This window comes from Kitasatospora sp. NPDC006697 (genome assembly GCF_042869935.1).
Lineage (GTDB): Bacteria > Actinomycetota > Actinomycetes > Streptomycetales > Streptomycetaceae > Kitasatospora.
In genome coordinates, this window is sequence record NZ_JBIAGU010000048.1 from 2981 (window position 1) to 25498 (window position 22518).

General features: G+C 71.0%; 18 protein-coding genes. 12 read left to right on the top strand and 6 right to left on the bottom strand.

Features of this window, described 5'->3' with window-relative positions; translation table 11 throughout:
- Positions 1 to 552 precede the first annotated feature (552 nt).
- The 6 genes from ACFYNO_RS39085 to ACFYNO_RS39110 all read right to left on the bottom strand — a co-directional run bounded on the left by ACFYNO_RS39085 (position 553) and on the right by ACFYNO_RS39110 (position 6679).
- A complete protein-coding gene (locus tag ACFYNO_RS39085; protein ID WP_388022963.1) occupies positions 553 to 1824 on the bottom strand; it encodes an IS256 family transposase in 1272 nt (423 codons plus the stop codon).
- A 574-nt stretch (positions 1825 to 2398) separates the two neighbouring features.
- Complete coding sequence (locus ACFYNO_RS39090; RefSeq protein ID WP_388022966.1) at positions 2399 to 3172, bottom strand: VWA domain-containing protein; 774 nt, start codon at positions 3170 to 3172, stop codon at positions 2399 to 2401.
- Between the two features lie 520 nt (positions 3173 to 3692).
- On the bottom strand, positions 3693 to 5135 hold the full coding sequence (locus ACFYNO_RS39095; protein WP_388022968.1) for a hypothetical protein: 1443 nt from the start codon (positions 5133 to 5135) through the stop codon (positions 3693 to 3695).
- On the bottom strand, positions 5132 to 5485 hold the full coding sequence (locus ACFYNO_RS39100; protein ID WP_388022970.1) for a hypothetical protein: 354 nt from the start codon (positions 5483 to 5485) through the stop codon (positions 5132 to 5134). The genes ACFYNO_RS39095 and ACFYNO_RS39100 overlap by 4 nt, the downstream gene beginning before the upstream one ends.
- 103 nt (positions 5486 to 5588) lie before the next feature.
- Positions 5589 to 6230, bottom strand: coding sequence for a WhiB family transcriptional regulator (locus ACFYNO_RS39105; protein ID WP_388022971.1), 642 nt, complete (start codon positions 6228 to 6230; stop codon positions 5589 to 5591).
- 161 nt (positions 6231 to 6391) lie between these two features.
- Positions 6392 to 6679, bottom strand: coding sequence for a hypothetical protein (locus ACFYNO_RS39110; RefSeq protein WP_388022974.1), 288 nt, complete (start codon positions 6677 to 6679; stop codon positions 6392 to 6394).
- A gap of 111 nt (positions 6680 to 6790) precedes the next feature.
- Here ACFYNO_RS39110 and ACFYNO_RS39115 point away from each other — a divergent pair, with 111 nt between their 5' ends.
- The 12 genes from ACFYNO_RS39115 (at position 6791) to ACFYNO_RS39170 (ending at position 22447) form a co-directional block, all read left to right on the top strand.
- Positions 6791 to 7573, top strand: coding sequence for a GntR family transcriptional regulator (locus ACFYNO_RS39115; protein WP_388022977.1), 783 nt, complete (start codon positions 6791 to 6793; stop codon positions 7571 to 7573).
- Between the two features lie 1246 nt (positions 7574 to 8819).
- Positions 8820 to 10511 carry a hypothetical protein gene (locus ACFYNO_RS39120; protein ID WP_388022979.1) on the top strand — a complete coding sequence of 564 codons (1692 nt, stop codon included), beginning with the start codon at positions 8820 to 8822 and terminating at the stop codon, positions 10509 to 10511.
- Between the two features lie 1117 nt (positions 10512 to 11628).
- Entirely contained in the window at positions 11629 to 12558 is a 930-nt protein-coding gene (locus tag ACFYNO_RS39125) for a hypothetical protein (protein ID WP_388022981.1), read from the top strand.
- Positions 12559 to 12668: 110 nt separating this feature from the next.
- On the top strand, positions 12669 to 12950 hold the full coding sequence (locus ACFYNO_RS39130; RefSeq protein ID WP_388022982.1) for a hypothetical protein: 282 nt from the start codon (positions 12669 to 12671) through the stop codon (positions 12948 to 12950).
- Entirely contained in the window at positions 12947 to 14071 is a 1125-nt protein-coding gene (locus ACFYNO_RS39135) for a conjugal transfer protein (protein WP_388022985.1), read from the top strand. The genes ACFYNO_RS39130 and ACFYNO_RS39135 overlap by 4 nt, the downstream gene beginning before the upstream one ends.
- Positions 14072 to 14095: 24 nt before the next feature.
- On the top strand, positions 14096 to 14428 hold the full coding sequence (locus ACFYNO_RS39140; RefSeq protein ID WP_388022986.1) for a hypothetical protein: 333 nt from the start codon (positions 14096 to 14098) through the stop codon (positions 14426 to 14428).
- A complete protein-coding gene (locus ACFYNO_RS39145; RefSeq protein WP_388022988.1) occupies positions 14425 to 15015 on the top strand; it encodes a hypothetical protein in 591 nt (196 codons plus the stop codon). Before ACFYNO_RS39140 ends, ACFYNO_RS39145 begins: the two co-directional genes overlap by 4 nt.
- A gap of 26 nt (positions 15016 to 15041) precedes the next feature.
- Positions 15042 to 15320, top strand: a complete 279-nt coding sequence (locus ACFYNO_RS39150) for a hypothetical protein (RefSeq protein ID WP_388022990.1) — start codon at positions 15042 to 15044, stop codon at positions 15318 to 15320.
- Positions 15321 to 15403: 83 nt separating this feature from the next.
- Positions 15404 to 18007, top strand: coding sequence for an ATP-binding protein (locus ACFYNO_RS39155; RefSeq protein WP_388022991.1), 2604 nt, complete (start codon positions 15404 to 15406; stop codon positions 18005 to 18007).
- 362 nt (positions 18008 to 18369) lie between these two features.
- Positions 18370 to 20595 (top strand): hypothetical protein, encoded by a 2226-nt coding sequence (locus ACFYNO_RS39160; protein ID WP_388022993.1) that lies wholly within the window; start codon positions 18370 to 18372, stop codon positions 20593 to 20595.
- Between the two features lie 375 nt (positions 20596 to 20970).
- Positions 20971 to 21375 carry a hypothetical protein gene (locus tag ACFYNO_RS39165; RefSeq protein WP_388022994.1) on the top strand — a complete coding sequence of 135 codons (405 nt, stop codon included), beginning with the start codon at positions 20971 to 20973 and terminating at the stop codon, positions 21373 to 21375.
- Positions 21376 to 21388: 13 nt separating this feature from the next.
- Positions 21389 to 22447: an NlpC/P60 family protein gene (locus ACFYNO_RS39170; protein ID WP_388022997.1), complete on the top strand. Its 1059-nt coding sequence runs from the start codon at positions 21389 to 21391 to the stop codon at positions 22445 to 22447.
- Positions 22448 to 22518: the final 71 nt, after the last annotated feature.

A 22518-nucleotide genomic window follows, 5' to 3' on the forward strand; every position in this document is an offset into this window, starting at 1 on the left:
CCCCGCTCCTCCTCCGTCCGTCGTCCGTACCGCTCCAACCCCGCTCCTCCTCCGTCCGTCGTCCGTACCGCTCCAACCCCGCTCCTCCTCCGTCCGTCGTCCGTACCGCTCCAACCCCGCTCCTCCTCCGTCCGCGCGCCGGCTCTACCTGCTCTCTCCCACTCCGGCTGATGTTTCTTCGCACGTCCATCCAGCTCTGCCATAGGCCCGTAGGGAAGTAGTCGGCGTACCGAAGTCCCCTTGTCCGTGCCTTTGACCTGCCTGTTTGGCTTCCAACGACTCGAATGGAAGGGAACTCCAAACGGAACCTGAAAGAGAACCTGAAAGAGAACTCCAAACAGGACTCCAAAGGGAACCCCAAACGGAACCTCCTGTCCGCTCTCGGCCGTCGTGGCCCCGAGACCTCTGTCTGGGGGAGAAATCTCCTCCAGACGCACGAGCAACGGCGAATGTCGCCGGCCGCTGGGAGGAGATGTCACTCCCCCGCCCGCCCTCGGCGCTTCCTTTCCACCCTGGGGGGCGTGTAAGCGATCTTGTGTAAGTCCTTTGTGGTTATCGGATGCTGAGCCGGTCCTCGAAGAAGAGTGAGAACTGGTTCAGTGCCTCCTTCCAGTGTGCGGCGACGTGGTTGATGTCGTGTGCCCTGGGGGCGATCTGCTCCCGCACCGCGAGGTAGAGCACCTTCAACGCGGCCTGCTCGGAAGGGAAATGGCCACGGTTGCGGGTGGCCTTGCGCAAGCGGGAGTTGATCGACTCGACCATGTTGGTGGAGTAGACGACCTTCCTTATCGCGGGTGGGAACGCGAGGTAGGGCGTGAACTCGCTCCAGGCCGCCCGCCAGGTGCGGACCACGGCCGGGTAGCGTTCGCCCAGCTCGGAGGCGGCCAGCTCGTCCAGGGCCAGCTCGGCGGCCTGCTCGGTCGGCGCGCTGTAGATCGCCCGCAGGGCCGGCACCAGCTTGGAGCGGTCCTTGCCGGAGGACAGCCGCAGCGAGGCCCGGATCAGGTGGATCACGCACGTCTGCACGGTCGCGCGGGGCCAGGTGGCGGTCACCGCCTCCGGCAGGCCTTTCAACCCGTCGCAGCAGACGATGCACACGTCCTCGACGCCCCGGTTTCGCAGTTCGGACAACACCGCCATCCAGGTGGTGGCGCCCTCGCCCTCGGCGCCGACCCACAGGCCCAGGACGTCCTTGCGGCCGTCCATGTCCACCCCGACCGCGAGGTAGACGGGCTTCGAACTCACGGCGCCGGAGCGGATCTTCACCCACAGGGCGTCGATGTAGATGATCGGCCACACCGCGTCCAGCGGCCGGCTCTGCCAGGCGGCCAGCTCGTCCGCGACGGCGTCGGTGACCTTGCTGATCAAGTCGGCGCTGACCTCGACACCGTAGATCTGGGCGAGGTGGGAGCGGATGTCGCGCACCGACATGCCGCGCGCGTACAGCGACAGGATCCGCTCGTTGAACCCCGCCAGGCGCCGCGCGTTCTTCGGGATCAGCCGCGGCTCGAAGTCACCGTTGCGATCCCTGGGCACCGCGACCGTCACCGCCCCGACATCGGTCAGCACGGTCTTCGACGAGGTCCCGTTGCGACTGTTGCCCGAGCCCCGGCCCGCCGGATCGTGCTTCTCGTAGCCCAGGTGCTCGGTCATCTCCGCGTCCAGGGCCCGCTCCAGCACCGCCCGGGTGACCTGGGTCAGCAGCCCGCCCTCGCCCAGCAGGGCCGCCCCTGAGGCGTCCGCGCGATCCATCAACCGCTCGACGACCTCGTCCACCAACCGCTCATCGACCGGCTCGACGACCGGCCCTTCCATCTCGCCCATGTTCTGTCCGTTCCGGCTGGCCAGAGCCCTCAGCCGGGCCCCGGCCAGCCTCCCAGATCACGGACTTACACGAACTTTCTGACACGCTCACCCTGGGCGGAGAGGAGAGATCACCCCTCCCGGCAGGCTGCCCGGCCGACCGGAAGCGGGGAGAGATCTCCCTCCGACCGGATTCTCAGTGTGGAGGGGAGAGATCTCCCCCGACGCGCGGTCCACGGGCCGGATCTTGTTGGTCCCACGGCCAGTTCCTTTCAGAGCTGTTCACGGTGTCTTCGCAGGTGGCGAGCGGACCTGCATTCGTCTGCTGTTCGTCCGTCGAGGCAGGGCACGTCCAGGGGACGAACCACAGACAGCCTTCGGGCAAGCAGTTGGATAGCAGGGCGCGGCCGTGGGCCAGGTCATTGCTGGCGAAGGGACCGTGAGCGCTGGTGACACTGGCTCCGGCTGGCCGGTGCAACGTGAGCCGGCCAGCACGGGCAGATGCCGATGTGGCGGGGGGGGGCGGGGGGGGGGGGGGGGGCCCCCCCGCCCCCCCCGCGCCCCCCCGCCACATCGGCATCTCAAGGGGCAGGGGTCAGCGGAGGATGCCCTGCGCTCGGGCCGCGTTGAGCCACTTCGGGAACTCGCCCATGAGCTGGGAGTACAGGTAGTTGTCCGTCAAGGCGCTGGGGTTGTCTCCGGCGGCGAAGAACCCCGCGTTGTCGACGATTCGGGCCGCGGGGACCGGCATGTCGTCGAGGCTGCGGAGGTAGGTGAACGGGTCGTTGCCGAAGCCGATGAACTGCCAGAAGATGGGCAGCTTCGCCGCGTCCTTGAGCAGCTTGGTGGTGGCGGGCTTGTCGTCCGGGGCTCCGTCGGTCTGGAAGATGACGAAGGCCGGAGCAGTGGTCTTGCTCTGCTGGTAGTGCTCGATGACCGCTTCCATGCCGCTCGCGTAGTAGGTGCGGCCCATGTGGCCGAGGCCGTTGTGGATCGCGGCGACGCGACCCCGGTAGTTGTCCAGGGAGAGGTCGATGGTCTTCTCGGTGCGGTGGAGCAGGCCGCGGCGGACCTTGTGGGTGTGGACTTCGGTGGAGAAGAACGTGAGGGGCACGATCCCGTCGTCGTCGAAGTGGGCGGCCAGGCCGAGCGCCTGCTCGGACAGGCGCTGGACACTGCCGTCGTTGTAGAACCGGCGCATGGAGCCCGAGCGGTCCAGGACGAGGTAGACGGCGGCTCGCTGGCCCAGGAGGTCGATCTCCCTGAGGGTGGCCTCGGCCGACTGGTAGCTGTCGATAAGGCCGGGTGCGGTGCCGGTGATCTTCTCCAGGCTGATGGCGGAGGTCTTGGTCAGGTTGGGGGTGGACATGGTGCTCCTTGTTCGTGCCGAAGGCCCCGCTTCTGCGGGTTCGGGCAATAGAGGTGTGTAAGTGGGCGGCGGTGTGACGCCGTTGATGAGCGGTGCTCGGCATTCCAGCGCCGCCCGCAGATCAGATATTACAGTGACTCATAGCCTTAAGCAATATCTGCTGTTACTCCAGGGCCCCTCGCAGGTCGGCAGGGCTGGGCCCGGGGTGCGACGGCGGGTTCTGCTCGACGACGCCCGGTCGAGATCATCTTCATCGGTGGGCCTCGCGGTCCTTGATGGGGCCGCCGGGCACGGGCGGGACGAGCGTGAGGCGCCGGCTTCCGGCGTGTCGCGGACGGGCCGGGACGTGCGAGGAGGGGGTGGCTCGCCGGTCGGCGACAAGAGCGAGCGCTGTTGCGACGTGCTCGTCGAAGGACAGGGCCTGCGTGCTGGCAGTGCTGGGCATGGCTGGGTCCTCACGGGAATTCGGGAGCTCTCGGACGGCCGGGGCGCATCCGCAGAGCGAGGTAGATGGAGCGGGTCAGCGCCGGCCGGCGCCCGCAGGGACGAGGAGCTTGGAGCCGGGAAGCTCGTCGTAGCCGTCGGCCAGGGCGCGAAGGAACTCGTCGTCGAAGGTCTGGGCTGTCGGCTGGCCCTCGGTGTCGGTTGCTTCGGGACCCTCGTTGGCCAGGTCCAGGGCCTGGCCGACGTGCCGTTCCAGCGGGACTGCCGTGCCGGCGCCATACCGGCTCACCGCGGCCGGGAGCCAGGTGTCCTGGGACTTGTGGAACTTGCGGGCGCGGGGTGTGCCGATGCCAACGGCGCTGGCGCACTTGTTGATGCCCCACGCGAGCTTGCCGTCGCGGCGCCGGGGCACGAGGCGGACGAACTGCTCCTCCACCTCCGCGTCAGTCAGGACGTCGGCCATACCGTCAGCGGCCTTCATACTGCTCTCCACCTGCGGGTCTTCGGTGGAGGCCGGGTCGTCCGGGGCCCCGGTATGGGTAGTGCCGGTATGAGGCGGAACGATTCCGGCGGCTCCGATCAGGGTGCCGCGCATAGCTTCGAAGGCCGCAGCGGAGCGCAGGTTCATACCGGCCCATTCCGCTTGCCGGACGCGGAGCTGCAGTCGGCCAACGACCTGTTCCAGCACGGCCGGGTCGGCGCACCGGGCTCGCTCGCTGGCGTTCTGTGCGCGGCTGTCGGCCCGTGCCTCCATAAGCCGGTATGCCCAGCGGGTCGGCCGGCCGGCTTTTCGGACCGCTTCCTGGGCTCGGCGTAGCCGGTACCAGCGGAACGCGGCCCGGGAGACACGGACCTCGGCGGTGGCCTCCTCGTGGGACAGGTCCTGGCGAGCGGCCAGGAGCAGGGCGACGCGGACGGCCTCGACGGGGTGGAAGAGGCGGACCAGAGCCATCCGGCGGTCCGGGCGGGCGCGGCTGCTGCGGGCGGCACGGCGTTCCTCCAGGGAGCCGAGTTCCCACAGGACCGCGGCCAGGACCGGCCAGACCGCGCGGACGGCCGCGCCGAGTAGGGAGGCGGCTTCGGCCGCGGAGAACAGCGAGCTGGTGCCGGCAAGCACCCAGAAGAGGACGCCGGACAGCCCCGGTCCTTCGCCGGCGCGGGCGCGGCGGCGAGCGCGGCGCCCGCAGACCATGGCGGCGATGTCGAGGGCAATGAAGGGCAGGAGGTCGAACGGGTCGCTCAGGCCCATCTGGTGACGGCCCACGCGGCGGAGCCCGGTCGCCGACAGGGCAGCTGCCGCGGCGGCGATCACCATCGTCAGGCGGTCTTCGACGCGACGTCCGTAGAGGTCGGCGGCCGCGGAGCGCTGCTTGTCGTCGAGGGCGGCGTGGAGGGCCCGCCGTCGGCGCAGGGCGAGCGCCGGGCCGAGGGTGAGGACGATGGCGCCGGCGACGAACTGCCAGGAGGTGAGCAGCTCGGTGACGGGGAGCATCGCTCCCGGGAGCGGATCGAAGGTCACGGACTGTCCCTCCGGGCGGCCTCGGCGGCTCGCGCCTGCAGTTCTGCCGCGGCGACGAGGGAGGGCTCCTCTGTGACCCAGGTACGGAACGCCTCACGCTCGAGGTCGGCCTGGTGCCACAGCGCGAGCAGCAGGATGGTCAGCGGGCTGACCTGATCGGGGCCGGCCACGGCGGGGAGCGGCACGACCACGACCTGGGCGGGTTCGCGCCGAGCGAGGTGGCTGATCAGCCGGCGGTGACGGTTGCGCAGTTCGGCCAGCTCGCGGCGGGCGATACGGGCCTCGTGGCGCGCGATCGCCGCCGACCGGAGCAGGCCGGCGAGGGTGTCCTTGCGGATGAGGCGGATCATCGGTCACCTCCATCGCACGGCCGGCCGGCCAACTGCTGGGTGGTGAAGTCGGCGCAGTCGGGGGTCAAGGCCAGCGCAGCAGGGGGCAGGGCCAGGTGGTGGATCACGCCGCCTCCGTCCAGCCGGCCGCGACCCGGTGGGTGCGACGGAGGGCGTCCCGGTGCTGGACCGCGGCGAGGATCGCGGCCGTGTTCTCGGCTCGCCTGGTGGCCGGGATGGAGTTGCCGGTGTACTGCTGGGCGATGCGCTGGACGTCGGCGCCGGCCTGGATCCGGTCGGTCTGGGCGCGCGCGGATCGGGTGTCGTCGGCGCGGGCGCTCGCCAGCCGCTCGTGCTCGGTCTTGAGACGCACGGTGAGCTTCTGCTGGGACAGGCCGCCGCGGACGCCGTGCGGGTCGTCGTCCCGGAGTGCGAGCTCGGCGCAGACGGCGCGGACGGGGCAGACGGCGCAGTGGTCGCGGATGGTGGCGGCCCTGCGGCGGCGCCAGGTGGCGTCGGGCTCCTCGTCGCCCTGGTAGAAGTGGTCGGGGTCAGGGGCCACCGTGTGGCAGACGGAGTGCTCCAGGGCTTGGCGCAGCTGGGGCCTGCGCAGTTGCCGGGCGATGAGGTTGCCGTCGCGGCCGGCGAGGTATCCGCCGGCGGCGAGGACGTCGATCGGGTCGGCCTGGGCGAGGTAAAGGGCGATGTCCGCCTCGTCGCTGCTGTCAGCGGGGGCCGGCTGGCCTGCCATCATGATGCTGTTCATGGATTGTCGTCTCCTGTGAAGCGGGGGCGACGCGCTCCGCACGGCCTCCGGGGGTCCAGCCCCGGAGGCCGCTTGCGTGGAGCGCGTGGAGCGGGTGGGCCTGTCGGCGATGTCGGTGGCCGCCTCGGCCCGCGGTCGCCGTGCTTGGGCACGGTCTGAGGTCAGCGGGTGGCGCAGCGCGGGTCGTTCGGGGCGACGGCGATGGAGCCGTACTTGTCGTTGCCGTGGAAGATCACGTAGACGCGGTTCGGCCCGTCGCACTTCGTGCCGACGTTGGAGAAGCCGTCGCTCATCAGGACGATGTCCATCGGCTGCTTGTTGATCGCGCCCTTCGGCGCGTCCATGAAGGGCTGCTGGGCCTTGGTGCCGCTCTGGCCGCAGCCGGTGGCGCCGAGGGCCAGCACGGCAGTGAGGGCGGTGGCAACGGTGATTCGGGTTCGGGTGCTCATGGCGGGGCTCCATCACTCATAGAAACATCTGGCTCATCTGGCTCACTCCAGATGAGCCAGATGTGTGATGATGGTGCACCTGAAGATCGCTCACGTCAAGGGGGATGCCCGATGAAGCGGACCATGGCCCGGGGCCGCCCGCGCCGGTACGGCAAGATGTGCCTCATGTCGCAGCCGAGCCCGCAGGACCAGGTCACTGCCGAACTGCGCCGCGCGATCGCGGCCGAGGAGTTCGCCCGAGGCAGCTTCCTGCCGTCCAGCCGCGCGCTCGCCCCACGATTCGGCGTGGTCCGGAACACCCTCATGGCCGGCCTCGCGACACTGGTCGAGGAAGGGCTGGTGGAGGCGCTCCCCAAGCGCGGCTACCGGGTGATCGGGTTCCCGTCGGCCTTCGAAGTCGTCTGGACGCAGGGCGGACAGCTTCTGCCCGCCGGCGAGGAACAGCTCGGCCACGGCGAGGAACTGCGCACGGAGGTTCGCCAAGCACCGGCCGCAGTCGCCCGCCTCCTCGACGGGCCAGAGGGGATGACGGTGGCGGTGCGCAGCACCCTGCACTGCCACGCGGGGGCGCCCTGGGCGTTTCGGGAGTTCTTCGCCCCGCGGTCGGTGGCCGACGTGGCCCGCCGTCTCATGGAGCCGGAGGCCGTCGACGAGGAGCGCCTGCTCGCGGAGCGCGGGCTGGGGCAGGACGGCGTCCGCAGCTGCTGGTCGACCAGAGCGGCAACCTTCGACGAGGCCCGCGTGCTGAAATCCGGGCCCGCCCCCGTGCACTTCATCCAGCGGACCGGGTTCCATGAGGGCGAAGCCGTCTTCTGCGAGCTGACGGCGGTTCGCGCTGATCGCGTGCATCTGTCGCGATCAGCCGGGAATCTGCCTGAAATGCCCGGGGCATGACAGGTCTTTTGGTGTGTGCGCGCCATGTGCGGCGACCATCAATCGGCTGTCCACATACGACAGGTATGGGGATAAGGTGACATGCAGTCGATCTAGCATCGGCCTCAAAATGCACGATGCCCCCGCGACCTTGAGCAAGTCACGGGGGCTTATCGAACCGAGAACCGATAAGGCGGTGTCTCGTGGTGAAGCGTACCCGCACCCACGCGCAAGCACTCAGTCAGCCTGCTGAACGAGCGGCGTCTTCGACGTCGCCGCGGCGGGCTGTTCTGCTGTGCGGCTCGCGTGGTGGGTGCACCGCCCTGGTTGAGGGGGGCGGGATGTCGTAGTTCGCCGGGCGGGCGCCTTTTGCCAGGCCGCTCCTCGCCCTTCTCCGCCGGCCTCGGAGTTTGCCGCTCCTCGGCCCGGCCTTCACCGCTCATCAGGAGTTTGCCGCTCCCCTGAGCGAGGTTCAGACCTCGCGGTCTGATGATCACTGCCTCACCAGCAGCAGCCCCAAGCGGGGCTTTGTCGTACCCCGGGCCAGGCCCGGAGAGGACGGAGTACATCTTGCAGTACCGCCATGCCCTTTGTCAGCTCAGACCCCGCCGACGGGGTCTGATCTCAGCCACTGCCTCGGCCCGCGTGACCTCACCCGCGCGCGGAGGCTCCTCGCTCGCGCCCGTCACCGGGACGCGCGCGCCCGCGCCGGTGCAGCTTCTCGCCGCGCCCCGCACCCCTTGTCCGGCTACCGGCCGTACCCCTTGTCCGACCATCGGCCGCCTTCCTCAGCACCGTCTCCGGCCCACGGGTCGTCCCGCCCTCCGCTGACTCGCCGGCCCATACGGCGGACAAGGGGAGAGCAGCGCTGCACCCCCTTGTCCTGCAGGTCAGCTCCTGGTTCCGGCCAGGTCCGAGGGGTTTCGAGGAGGCGGTGGGACCGGGTGTGGACAAGGGGGGCCGAATTCTTCGGCCTTGCCCGTCACACCGAACCCGGCCCGCACACCTCTATGGCCGACACCCACCTCTGACCGGCCGAGGACCGCGCCCACATCGACAACGCAACAGCCCCCTCTGCAATCAACGGGGGCTGCGAAACCCAGCGCAGCGAGCCATGGGCCGCTGTGCCAGGAGAAGTGTGCCCACCACCGCTCTTTCCTCTGATTCACCGCTCGCCTCACGCGAGCACTCCGCTCCGGCGGCGGCTGCGGGACCTGCCGCGGCGCTCTGCGGCGCGCCCGTCCGACGGCAGCGGGTGAAGGTGCCGATGCGCCTGGTCACCTCGCCCTTCTACGCGGACATCGCGCTGGCGGTGTACGTGAAGGTCAAGGCGCTCGGCATGCGCGAGGAGGGCTGCCAGGCGAAGTCGGCGACGATCGCCTCGTACCTGTACCTCTCGAAGGCCTCCGTGGAGAGGGGGCTCGCGCAGTTGTCGCGACCCGCTCCGGACCAGGTGGTGGAACTGCTCTCCCAGCGGCGCACCCTGCGCGGCGGGCAAGGGACCTCGGCGCTCCGGCGGACCAGGCCCATGTCGCGGACGGAGTCCTTCGTGTGGGTTCCGGTGGCGGCCGCGGAGGACCTCACGCCTCGCCAGCTGCGCGCGTACGCGATCATCGCGTACGCGCAGGCGGTGGGCCTCCAGCTGACTGAGGCGGAGCTCGCCGGCTCCCTGTTTCACCACTCCGGCAAGAAGGCCGGCCAGCAGCTGACCGTGACGGCTGCCGGCCAGGTGGTCGACGAGCTCGAGGCGGCACGCTGGCTGACGGTTCGGCGCCGTGCCGGCGCCCGCGGACGGCACCTGTTCACCGCGCACGACATCGCCCCTGTCGCTGCTCCGGGGGAAGAAGAGGTCTCCGGTCCGGCCGACCCGGCTTCCAGCGGCGACGCGGAGCAGGCCCGGCAGGGGCGGGCAGGTGCCCTCGCGGCCGAGGCGGGCAGTTCCCCGGTTGGTGAGGGCTCGGGTCCGCTGGGTGATGAGGGATCCCTCGCGAATGAGGAACTACTTAGGACTGACCGACCGGAGGACGCGGGTGCGCTTGACTCACCCGCCGTAGGCGAGATTCAGGTAGTAGAGGGCGCTGAGCCTGTGGAAAACCCGCCGGTCCCCATGCCGCGAAGTCGGCCTTCGGCGGTTCTCGCGCTCCGCGCGGGTGCACACAACCAGCCCGCCATCCCCAAGCCGAGGACCAGCCGGTCAACGGAGTCCGGGCGCAAGTACAGCGGCCCGCAGCTGACGTTGAGCCCGGAGATCTACGCGGTGTTGGAGCCGGTGCACTGGCTGCTGGAGCGGGTCGACAGCGCCTTCGTCGCGCGGAAGATCGCCCGGGAAGTGGGCCAGCAGCTACGCGCCGGGATGGCCCCAGAGCGGATCACCCACCGTCTCACCCTCCGCGCGGCCCGGACGATGGCCGCGGAGATCCGCGATCCGGGCCGCTGGCTGCTCGGCGTGGCTCTGCCGCGCTGGGGCTGCGGACACCAGGACTGCGAGAGCGGCGTTATGTGGTCGACCGGGCGGCGCTGCGATGTGTGCGCGGAGGTCGTCGCCGACCGCGCCACAGCACGTCAGCGCAGCCAGCGCCTGGCGGAGGGCTTGTGTCCTGAGCACGGCACCCGGCCTGGGCCTGCCGGATCCTGCACGGATTGCGTCCTCGACGACGCCATCCGCCGACCCGTTCCCGCCGCTCGGCCCGTTCCCGCCGGACCGCCGCGCGGAACGTGCACCGGGTGCGGTGCCCGGATCTTCCTGATCAGCCAGGCCCTGGTCGACAGCTCCTGCCGGCTCTGCCAGTCCGAGGTGTCCGGGCTGCCGCAGGTGCTGGCCCGTCCCTCCTGCTCGGCCGCAGAACCCGTGATGTGCGTCGGCGGTGCGCACGGTGCGGCGTGCGATCGCCCCGCGCTCCCGGCCCGCGACGTCTGTGTCCGCCATCGGATCGTGGAGATCGCTACCGCAGCTGTCTGACCACCACGCCCCTCCGGGCCTGAACCGGCCGACCCCGACCTTGGCCGGGACGACACGTCGGGTGCGGTGTTGCCGGTGGTGCGGTCACTCCGCCACCGTCGTCGGACGCGAGCTCCGCACCACCGCACCAAGGGGTGCGGAGGTACGGACCGGGGGTGCGGTGCGCCGGGTGCGGAGTGCCCGCGGTCGCTGGCTCGACCGCACCGCACCACCGCACGGGGAGGCGGTGCGGTGCGCGGTGCGCGGTGCGGTCGAGGATGGTGCGGATGGTGCGGGCCCGCTCCGGGGGACCGACCGCACCCGCACCGCACCGGCCGGACCGCGCCTGGTGCGGTGCGGCGGCCGGCCTGCCGACAGCCGGTGTGTGCGAGGCCGAACGCCCCGCCCGGCTCCGTCTCGGCGACTGCGGAACGTAGCGCCCAGCCCCCCTTGTCCGGGAGGGGCGCCCGCCTGGCCACCCCCTTGTCCGGCTCCGCGCAGCCCCCTTGTCCAGGCTCGACCGCCGTCAGGAGCACCCCCTTGTCCAGGGCCCGGTGCGCGCCCTGACCCCTTGTCCGGTGTCTGGCCGCCCCCCTTGCCCAGGTCAGCCCCGGCCGCGTTTCTCCTGGACCAGGTCAGCCCCGGCCGCCCCGCCGCACGCCCGGACCTGTCCAGTGCCTGCGGCGGCAACGGTGCGGGCTCGTGCCGGAAGCCGCTCACCCGGGAAGTGATTTCTCCCCTCCGGTCACCCTCCGCGTCCACGACGGCTTCCCAGCTTGGGCGGGCAGGGGCCGGTGCGGCGTCCGCACCGCACCTCCCGCACCACCGCACCGCACCAGGACGACGGCCTGGTGCGGTGCGGTGGTGCGGGACAGCGAGCTCACCGCCGCACCTCACCTCCGCGCCTCCGCACCTCCGCACCGCACCCCGGTGGTGCGGTGCGGTCGAGGCCGGCGGTGCGGTGCGGCCCCCTTGTCCACGCACCGCACCCCCTTGTCCACGCCCCCTTGTCCAGCCGGACCTCATTGGCATTCCCCCTGGACCGCACCGGCCGCAGAAGTCGATCAGGCCGCGGACAAGGGGGGTGCGAAGAGCGTGAGCGACATCAGCCAGATGACGCGAAAGGACGGGCACGGACGTGGCCACCAAGAACCGCACCGCCTCTGCCACCGCTCTCCCCGGGTCCGGGTACGGCGCCCTGCAGCGCATGAACCGCGACTGGGAGGTCCTCAGCCGTGACCCCCGCGCTGCCGACCTGATCCTTCGCTGGTCGGAGGAGGACGACCAGCTCGCCGGCGTCCGTACCCCCCAGGACGTCGTCGAGCGGCTGGTCCAGCTCTTCCGCCGCGGTGACTGGGCCGGCCACGACCAGGCCCTGGCCGCGCTGCTGCGGCGGGCGACCGCCAACGACTTCGACGCCGAGGTGGCCTGGCGGGTTGCCGTCCGGATCTTCCTGCCCAAGGCCATCTTGATGGCCAAGACCCAGCTGCGGCCCGGGGTCGATTGGGAGGTCATCTTCAGCACGGTCCTGAGCGCACTGTTCGAGGTGGTGCGCACCTACCCGCTGGACCGCCGTCCCCGGGCGATCTTCGCGAACCTGTCGATGGACACGCTGATGCTGGCCCAGAGCACGCTGGCCGACGACTTCGACGACCGCCGCGAGCTCCGCAAGATCACCCGGTCGCTGGCGCCGCTGGCCGGCGACCCGCAGGTGCCGCTGATCGGCACCGAGTCGCCCGACCCCCTCCTGCAGTTCGAGCTCGCCGACCTCCTGGCGCACGCCGCCGAGCTCGAGCTCGTCAGCCAGGACGAGCCGGAGCTGATCGACGGCGATGCCCGTACCGAGCTCCTGGCCTTGGTCATGTGGGCGGTCGACATCCAGGCACTGAAGGTCTCCGACGCCCAGCGGATCACGGAGTACTACCTCAGCACCGCACTCGACCCCGACCAGGCGTTCCGTACCACCCGCGCCATGGGGGCCGAGGGCGCCCGGCTCCGCCAGCGCGCCAGCCGGGCGGTACGCCCGCTGCGCGACGCCGATCTGAACGGCTACCTCGCCACCGTCTGAACTTCCCGGCCACCGACCGTCACACCGCGGCCCCGATCGGCACCTCTAGTGGCGATCCGCATCCACGACCTTTTCCCGCCCAGCCCACCAACCGAGACCGGGAGTACCACGTGTCCACTTCCCTCGCCGGCCCGCACGGACCCTCCGACTCTCTCCTCGACGAGGACGAGACCCGCGTCGCCCGAGCCCGCCGCCAGCTGACCGAGCTGGGCACCGCGCTCGTCCTCGCTCCGCTCGACCGCGGCGTGCACCAGGCCCTGCGCCGCTTCATGGAACGCGACTCCGAGGCCGCCCTGCAGGCCTGGGAGTCGATGCTCCAGCGCACCCCCGACGAGCTGCGCGAGCGGATCCGCGCCGTCATCACCGCCCAGGCCGAGCGGAGGGCGTCGTGAAGTTCCGTCGTCGCCGGCCGGCGGCCGAGGACGAGTCGTGGGACGACCTTCCCGCGGCGCAGCCGGAGCCGGAGGTCGTGGACAGCGAGGACGAGACCGGCTGGCAGACCAGCACCGCCGGCCTGTCCGGCGCCGTTCGGCTCGCCCGCATCGGGGCCTGGGTCGTGATCGCCGCCGGCCCGCTGCTGGGGGTCGCGGCGCTGCTCGGCACCTCGGCTCCGGCTCAGAGCGCGCCCGCGGCGGCACCGGCCGCGCAGTCGGTCGCCGACACCGGGCCCAGCGGATTCGCGCAGCTGTACGTGGCGGCCTACATCGAGGCAGGGCAGGGCACCGAGAACTCGCTCAGCCCCTACTTCGCGGGGTCGATCACGCTGACCAACCGGCCGGGGGCCCGCAGCACCACGCGCACCGTCGCGGTGGCCAGCCGCGAGGTGCAGCCGGGCTACTGGACGGTGACCGTCGCCGCCCGTGTGGCGCAGAAGGACGCCAAGGGCGCTTGGACCGACGCAGGTCTGCAGTACTACCAGGTCCCCGTCCAGGTGCTGGGTCCCCTGTCCGCGGGCGGGAGCAAGAAGTCCGAGGACGGCGCGGCGGGCTACGCGGCGACGGCCCTGCCGGCCCAGGTCGCAGCACCGGGCGCGCTGAAGCCCAGCGGGCTCGGCTACAGCACGGACCGCGGCAGCAACCCCGCCGACCCCGCGACGCAGACGATCGCCGGGTTCCTCAGCGCGTACCTCGCCGGCAAGGGCGAGCTCGACCGGTACACCTCCCCCGGCGTCACCCTGCAGGCCATCGCTCCGGCGCCCTACGCCGGCGTCGATGTCACCGACGTCGCCGACGACTCGGGCAACTCCAGCAGCACGGCGGTCCCCACCGACGGCGCCGTCCGCCAGGCGCTGGCCACGGTCAACGCCAAGGACGCCTCCGGCGCGACGTACCCGCTCACCTACGCGCTGACGCTGCGCTCGCGCGGTGGCCGCTGGGAGGTCGCCTCCATCGGGTCCGCCCCGGTGCTCCAGCGCGGAGCCGCCCCGGAGCTGGCCTCCCCCTCCCCCAACTCCGGCGGCACGGACGACACGGGGGCCAACACCTCGCCGTCGCCGTCGCCGTCGAGCTCCTAACCCTGTGATCCAGAGAGAAGAACGATGCACACCACCACCGACCCGAACACCGTCCTGCTGGCCGGCGACATCCTCACCTGGGCGACGACCAAGACCAACCAGGTCGGCACCCTGGTCAAGCTGGTCGCTGGCGTCTTGGTCGTCGTCGCCATCATCGGCGCCTACTGGCGCACCAAGTCCTGGGTGGCCACCGCCGTCGCGTTCCTGCTCGGCGCCCTCGTCCTGTGGGGCATCGCCAACATGCCCAGCCTCCAGGGCAAGGTCGGCTCCGAGATCAACGACACCGGCTCCAAGGCCATCCACCTCGTGGTCCCGCCGGTGATCAAGCCGTCTGCCGGTGACGGAACCGTGCTGTGAGCGCCGACGAGGAGCAGTTGATCGGGCACTCCTACACCCGGGCGCGCAAGCACCCGTTGGTGATCGGCAAGCTCCCGGGCGCCGGGCGGCTCCCCGGCGGCCCGTACACGATCACGCAGATCGTGACGATGGTCGCCACCTTCCTGCTCCTGGTCATCACCAGGGGGTTGTGGGCTCACTTCGGCGTCATGAACGTCCTGGCGATGGTCGTCCTGCCCTGGGGTGCGGCCTGGGTCCTGCGCTACGCCCGCCTGGACGGACGCGATCCTGCCCGGGCGCTGCGCAGCCTTCTGGTCTACGCGTCGACCCCGGCCGACGGTCGGCTGGCGGGCTCGCCCCAGCACCGGAGCCGGCCGCGGCTGGCCAGCGCCACCTGCACCGTCCACGTGCGCACTGCCCCTCGGGCCGCTCAGGCCGCGCCGGTCACGGTGGCCGTCCCCGCGGCCCGGAAGTCGGCGGCCCGGACGGCCCCGCGCCCGGCCCCCGCCGCACAGACCCCACCGGTCGCAGCCGCGTCGGCGTCCCGGCCCCGGCCGCCGGCCCGATCCGGCCTGCAGGCCCTGCTCGCCTCGCTCGACGAGCAATGACCCCTACCACCGAAGGACTTACCCGCATGAACACCACTGCCCCAGCCGTCGCCTGCGACCACGCGCGCAGGATCGCCCACATCGAGACGCCGCTGATCACCGATCTGGTCGCCGCGATGGCGCACCTCGAAGCGGCCGCCGCGCGCGCCGGCAGCCCCGCGCAGGAGGCCCGGGCCTGCCGCGGCCAAGTGAGCGAGGAGCTCTTCGCCTCCTGGATCACGGCCAACGCCGCACGCGTCCGCGTCGCCCTGAACCGGATCACCGCTCCCTACGAGCCGCCGGCCGTCACCGTCCCGGCTCCCTGACCTCCTCTCCACTCGCCGCGCCGGCCCGGCCTCCGGAGCCGACCGGCGCGGCACCCGTACTTCGCACCGAAAGCAGGAATCTCATGCGCCTCCCCGTCCGGCACATCAGCGGCCACCTCCTTTGGACCAAGAACGCCGCCGTGTGGGGCGTGTGGAAGGTGGACTCCGAGAACTACACCCACGCGTCGAGGGCCACGAAGAGGGAGCGGCTGGACGCACTCGAAGCGCTCTTCAAGTCCCTGCGCGGCGAGGCCCTGCTGCTGTCGCTGTGCCCGCAGGTGGACGCGGCGTCGGTGGTCACCCGCATGACCTCCGGGGTGGATCTCGACAAGTCGCCCGAGTACATCGACCTGTCCCTGAAGGTCCTCGACCAGCTGGAAGACTGGGAGCTGACGGGCCGGGTGGACTTCATCGCCGTACCGCTGCCGACCTCCGACTTCAAGGAGTCGGCGAAGGCCGTGCTCGCCTCCGCCCAGGGGGAGCTGCTCTCCACGCTCGGCATGCCGGTACCGCCAGTGAGCATCGCCGAGGAGAAGAAACGATTCGCCGATGCCCGGCGGATGGCCGCCTCCTGGCCCACCGGCATCAAGATGAGGCCGGCCACCGAGGCCGAGATCCTCTGGATATACGGACACAGCGCCCGCCGCGGCGTCAGCGAGCCGCTCCTGCCCGAGGAGGGCGCCGCCCGCTCCCTGCGCGGCCGCGGCCACACGGTCACGGCGCACACCCAGGTGATCCTGGACGAGGGGGCGCGCAGCGACAGCGGGTCCAAGGCGCCGGTCAACCCCTTCCGCCGCCGCTACCTGAAGTCGTCGACCGAGCACGGCGACTCCTACCAGGCGTTCTGCGTCCTGTCCGAGATGCCCGAGAGCTTCGTCTTCCCCGGCAGCGAATACCTCAGCGCCCTCGACGACTTCGGGTTCCCCGTGGACTGGGCGGTCCGCCTGCACATCGAAGCCGGCTCCAAGGCCGAGCCACGCTCGCGCCGGCAGCAGCGCGAACTCGCCCACCAGCGCGGCGAGTACGAGGGCGAGACCGCGGGCGTCCCGGCCTCCCTGGACAAGGCGTCGTTCCAGCTGGACGAGTACCGCGACCGCCTGACCTCCTCCTCGACCGAGGTCGAGATCCGGGCGACCGTCATGACGTGCGTGTGGGGCGCCGACGCGGACGAGGCCAACGAGAAGGCGAGCAGCCTGGCCGCCCACTTCGGCGGCAACGACTACACCCTGGTGAGGCCGGTCGGCGACCAGGCCGCGCTCTTCCACGCGATGCTCCCCGGCGTCCCCACGCCCAAGCCCGTCATGGACTACACCCAGTACCTCCTCGCCAGAGACTTCGCGATGGCGCTCCCCTTCTGCGGGGCCGCGCTCGGCGATGACACCGGCAGCCTGTATGGCCTTCAGCTCAACGGCGGCGGCGTCAGGCCGGTCCTGGTCGACTTCAGCCACGGCCCGAAGGTCAACGCCTCGGCGTCCGCAGCGTTCGTCGGCGAGCTCGGCTCCGGCAAGAGCGTCGCCATGAAGACGGCGATGCACTCGATCCTGGCCACCGGCCACCGCGAGGGGACCGCGGGCAGCCGGGGCCGGGCACTGGTCATCGACCGCACCCCGCAGCAGGAGTGGAGCCGGTTCGCCGCCGCGTGCCCGGGCACCACGCAAATCATCCGGGTCGACGAGATGGCCGGCATATCCCTGGACCCCTTGCGGGTCTTCCGCGGGCCGCGGGCCGCGCGGTACTGCGAGTCCTTCCTGACCCCTCTTCTGGGCATCGGTTCCATGAGCGTCGAGGGCGTCACGTTGGCCGAGGCCATCGAGGCGACCCGCCTTGCGCCGAACCCGAGCATGAGTGCCCTGGTCGACACGCTCGCCCTCCGCGCCAAGACCCCGGACCCGGACGAGCCGAACGACGCTGCGGTGCGCGCCTCCGCTTCGGAGCTGGTGCGCACCCTGCGCGCGCTGGCCAAGAAGGACCTGGGGAAGGTGATCTTCGACCCGACGCTGCCGGTCGTCCAGATCACCAACGCCGACAGCATCGTGTTCGCGGTCGACCGCATCGGCCTGCCGACGAAGGAGGAGCTGGCCGAGCACCGCCTCGGCAGCCTGGAGATCGAAAAGCTCTTCGGCTGGCGCCTGATGTACCTGATCACGGCCCTGTGCAGGGAGATCGCGTTCTCCAACCCGGCTGAGTTCTGCGGGGTGTTCCTGGACGAGTGCTGGTGGCTGACCTCGAGCGCGGAGGGCTCCAACCTCCTGCTGGAGATCATCGCGGACGGTCGCAAGCACTTCGCGGGCGTCTTCGCCGGCAGCCACGACCCGTACGACATCGGACCGCGGAACGAGATCGGCGACAAGATCAGGTCGCTGCTGTCCCACATCTTCGTCTTCCGCCACCGCGGCAAGACCCTGGCGAGCCGGTGCCTGGAGTTCCTGGACCTTGACCCGGCCGACCCGCAGATGCTCAAGGTCATCACGGAGAACCTGAGCCCGATCAACGTCTCCGACACCGAGCGGCTGCTGCGGGCCGGCGAGTGCCTGTACCGCGACCTGCGCAAGCGGATCGGTGGCATGAAGGTGTTGATCCCGGCGGATGAACGCGCGGCCGACGCGATCCACACCACCCCTGGTGGCAAGGACGCCGACGTCGACGAGCTGGACGCGGTGCCGGTGCTTGAGAAGAGCCTGGCATGAGGGGGCGCCGCGCAACCGTGCGCCGTCCGCAGGCCGGCCGCCGCCGGGTCTGGCTCCTGGCGATCCCGATCGCGGTCTTCCTCGCGCTGTTCGCCGCCCTGGCCTGGGCTGACCCTGTCCCGACGCCGTCGCCGGGCCCCGCCCCCTCCGCGCCGGGCTCCACCCCGTCGCCCAAGCCGACGCCGGCGCCCAACCCGACGCCGACGAACCCGATCACCGAGCCGCGGCCGGGCCTGTCCCCGGCACCGCCGGACGGCAAGCCCGTCGACGACCTGAGCAAGTCGCCGACGGACGCCTCGGACGGCCTCCTGCAGCCCTTCAACGTCAAGGACCAGTACGGCGTACCGATCTCCGCCTACACAGTGAGCGCGGACACCGGCGACTGGACCGACGTCGACTTGAAAATTTGGAACATTTTGGCGCAGCTGTTCTTCGGCGTCGCCAAGTGGTTCATCGGGTTCGCGTGTTGGCTGATCAAGTGGGCGCTCGACTTCGGCCTGGCCAAGATCCTCGTCGGCCCGGTCGACCACATCGCTACGACGATCCGCGACCAGGTCATCAACCGGTTGGGTCTGCCCGGGTTGTTCCTGACGTTCGCGGGCGTCTATGCGGGCTGGCACATCATGTTCAAGCAGAAGTCGCGGGGCTTCGCCGAGGCAGGCGCCTCCTTGGTCGTGGCCGCGATCGCCACCACGGTGCTGCTCTCGCCGGCCCAGGTGCTGCTCGGGACCCAGGACCAGCCCAGCCCCGGCGGGTCGACGATGTTGCTGTCCCAGCAGGGGCTGCTGGGACAGGCGAAGGACCTGTCCCTGCAGATCTCCAGCCTGGTCCTCTCCGACGACCCCAGCGGCACCCAGGCCCAGACCGCCACCGTCAGCAAGCCCATTACGGACGCGCTCGTCGACGCGTTCATCGTCAAGCCGACCCAGCTGATGCTCTACGGGCAGGTTTTCGACGGGAAGTGCGCCGAGGCGTTCGCCCAGGCCAAGCTCGTTGAGTACAACTGGTCGCAGAAGGGGCTCAACTTCTGGGAGGCCACCCGGGCGAATCCAGGCGGCGCGTCATACAGCGACCAACTCCTCAACGCCGGTGACCAGTTCACCAAGGCGTGCCAGGGCCAGAACACCAAGATCCAGGCGAAGAAGGCGTCCGCCGACCTCACGTTCTCGGCCGCGTTCGTGGCGCTGGCCGCGATCATCGTCTCGGTCCTGGTGGTCCTGGTCACCGGCGGCTTCCTCACCGCGCAGGGTTGGATTGCCTTCGAGGGCATCCGCGGCCACTGGGCGCTGTGCGCCGGGATCCTGCCTGGCGGCGGCCGTGCCGTTCTGTGGCGCTGGGTGTCGGCGATCACCAAGGCCGTGCTGGCCGTGGTCCTGTCGATCCTCTTCTTGGCGATCTTCATCCTGATCATCATCGCGCTCGTCCGTGCCGACACCGGCTCCATCCTGGCGGTCAAGTTCATCGCCATCGACATCACCGCGATCGCCGGGCTCGCCGGGCACAAGAAGATCAAGGAGACCGCCCGGCAGATCTCCGTCAACCTCAACCGCCGCCTGGCCAACGCGCGCGTCGGCGGCTCGCGGCAGAGCGTCTTCAACACCCCCGGCCGGTACGCGGAGACCGCCCCCGGCCTGAAGCAGGTCTGGGGTGAGGCTCGCGGCGAAGCGCGGAAGGTCACCACGCCGCTCAGCAAGGTCGGCCGCACCGCCAAGCAGCTCTGGACCGGTCCGCCGCAGGCCGGGAAGAAGGGCGGGCGGGTTCGCGCGGCCGCGCGGCTGGCCACCAACGTCGCGACTGCGGTCGGCACGGGCGGCACCGCGACGGCGGCGAAGATCGCAGCCCAGAACGTGGCGAAGCAGACCTTGAAGAAGCGCCTGGCCACGGCCGCCGCGAACAAACTGTCCCAGACCAGGGGCGGCCGAGCCACCATGGCCACCGGCAAGGTGGCGGCCGCGGCCGGCAAGTACGGGTGGAAGGCCACCAAGTTCACCGCCCTGGCCACCGTCGGCGCACCGGTCGGCATTCCGCGGGGAGTCGCTGCGACCAAGCGGGGCACAGCGACCGCCAAGGCCCGCGCCGACCAGGTCAAGGGCCAGCTCACCGCCGCCAAGGACCGGACGGCCGCCCGGGTGGACAAGAAGTTCGGCGAGGCCAAGGCGTTCAAGGACGAGTACGTGCGCAACGTCGCCACGGCCGGCCGGTTCGTGGGACGCCACGGCGCGAACGTCCAGCTCGGGATGGCGCAGCCGACGGCACCGCCTAAGCCGTCGGCGCCGGTGGGGACCAGGGTCGCGGCCACCGCTCCCCGTGTGCCCGGACCGGCTCCGCGCCCGGGCGGATCGTCTCCGAAGGCCGCGCCCAAGGCGGCTTCGAAGAGCACGCCGGCGGCTCCGCCGAAGGGCACGTCCGCAGGCGGGCCGGCTTCGGTTCCGGCTCTGCCCCACCCGCCGAAGGCGTCGGCGCCAGCGCCCAAGGCGGCTGGCCCGAGCACCGGCAGCACGCCGGCGGCCCCGAGCTCCAGCGCAGGGACGCCGCGCCGCATCCGCCGCGCCACCCGGCCGGCCGGACCGCCACGCCCGAAGTCCTGATCCCGCTGGTGGGGCCCGCGCCGCAGGCCCCACCAGCCCCGCTCCCCTTCTCGCGCCGTCGTCGCGCAACCACTTCGAACCACCGAACGGGGTACCGCCATGCCGCACACCGATCGCCAGCGACGCCCCCGCACTGCGGGCACTGTGGCCCTGCTCGCGGCGTCAGCCCTTCTCGCCTGCGTCGGCATCGCGCTGCTGACCCACGAGCCGTCATCCACTCCAAGGTCGGACTCGGCTCCGTCGGCGGCCACGACCCGGGCCGGGAGCAGCACCGAGCCTTCGGGCAGCACCCCAAGCCGCCCGGCGGCGACGCCTTCCTCCAGCACCAGCCCCTCGCCGACTCCGGCCAGCGACGATGCCCCGAGCGCCGCTCCGGTGCCGGAGGACGTCGCCGTCGCCGCCCGTCGGTTCGTCGTCGCCTGGACCGGGCACGACGCCAGGCCGGGGAAGGACGGCTCCTACGACGACGCCGCTCGCCGCGCCAGCGCCTACGTCAGCAAGGACTTGGCCGAGCAGTTGACGACCACCTCTGCGGGCAGCGCACGCCAGTGGCAGCAGTGGACCCAGGCCGAGGCGCTTGTAGCAGCGGAGATCTCCCGGATCTCCGTTCCCGACGGCGCCCCCGCTCCGACGGCCGACACGGCCTGGGTGCGGGTGCAGTACAGGCTGACCGTCACCCCTGCGGCCGACAAGCCCAGCGGCACGGACGAGCAGGTCGCCCTCAAGCTCCAGCGCAACCAGGCCGGCGCCTGGCTGGTCACCGCGCTGCCCGACGCGTGAGCAGGGGGCACAGATGAAAAAGGTCATGTTCGCCCTGACCAGCCTGGGCGGCCTCTTGATCACCATCGTCATCGCCGCGGTGATCGCGGTCGCGATGGCGGTGGGCAACGACAACACCAGCGGCGGTCTGGAGAACGTCGGCTTCGGCGGCGGCATCGCGGACAACGCGCCCGTGCCCGCCGAGTACAGGACGATCATCCTCAACAACATCGGCAAGTACGGCTGCGCCCAGGTGACCCCCTCCCTGATCGCCGCCCAACTCGACAGCGAGAGCAGCTTCGACCCCAGCGCCCAGTCCAAGGACCGGAATGGCAACCCCATCGCCGACGGGATCGCCCAGTTCACCCCCGACACCTGGGCCACCCAGGGCGTCGACGGCAACGGTGACGGAGTCAAGGACGTCTGGAACGCCCAGGACGCTATCCCTGCGGCGATCGCCTACGACTGCTACCTCGCCGACCAGGTGAAGGGCGTCGCCGGCGACAGCACCGACAACATGCTCGCCGCCTACAACGCCGGCCCGTACGCCGTCCAGAAGGCCGGCGGCATCCCGCCCATCACCGAGACCCGCGACTACGTCAAGAAGATCCGCGACCTGGCGGCGCAGTGGGCCGCTATCGACAACAGCGGGAACGTTCCCCTGCCCTCCGGCTCCGGCGGCGCCGCGCAGGCGATCGCCACCGCCAAGACGGCGCTCGGCACGATGTACCAGTTCGGTGGGGACTGCAAGCCGCCCTTCGACCAGGCCCGCAACAACGGCTGTGACTGCTCCAGCCTCATGCAGTACGCGTGGGCGTCAGCAGGCGTCAACCTCCCCCGCGTCACCTTCGACCAGGTCAAGTCCGGTACGCACGTCAGCGACGTGTCCCAGCTGGCGCCGGGCGACCTGGTGTTCACGCCCGGATCGGATGGCACCGCCTCCGCGCCCGGCCACGTCGGGATGTACATCGGCAACAGCCAGGTCATCGAGGCGCCGCACACCGGTGCTGCTGTACGGCTCACGCCCCTGTCCCAGTGGACCGGATCCGCCGGCGCCATGAACACGATCGTCGAGATGCGCCACATCGGATAGCCCCGGTGCCGGGCCACCCCCAGTGCGGCCCGCCATCGAGGAGCGGCCTGGAAGAACTCGGCCTGGCCTGT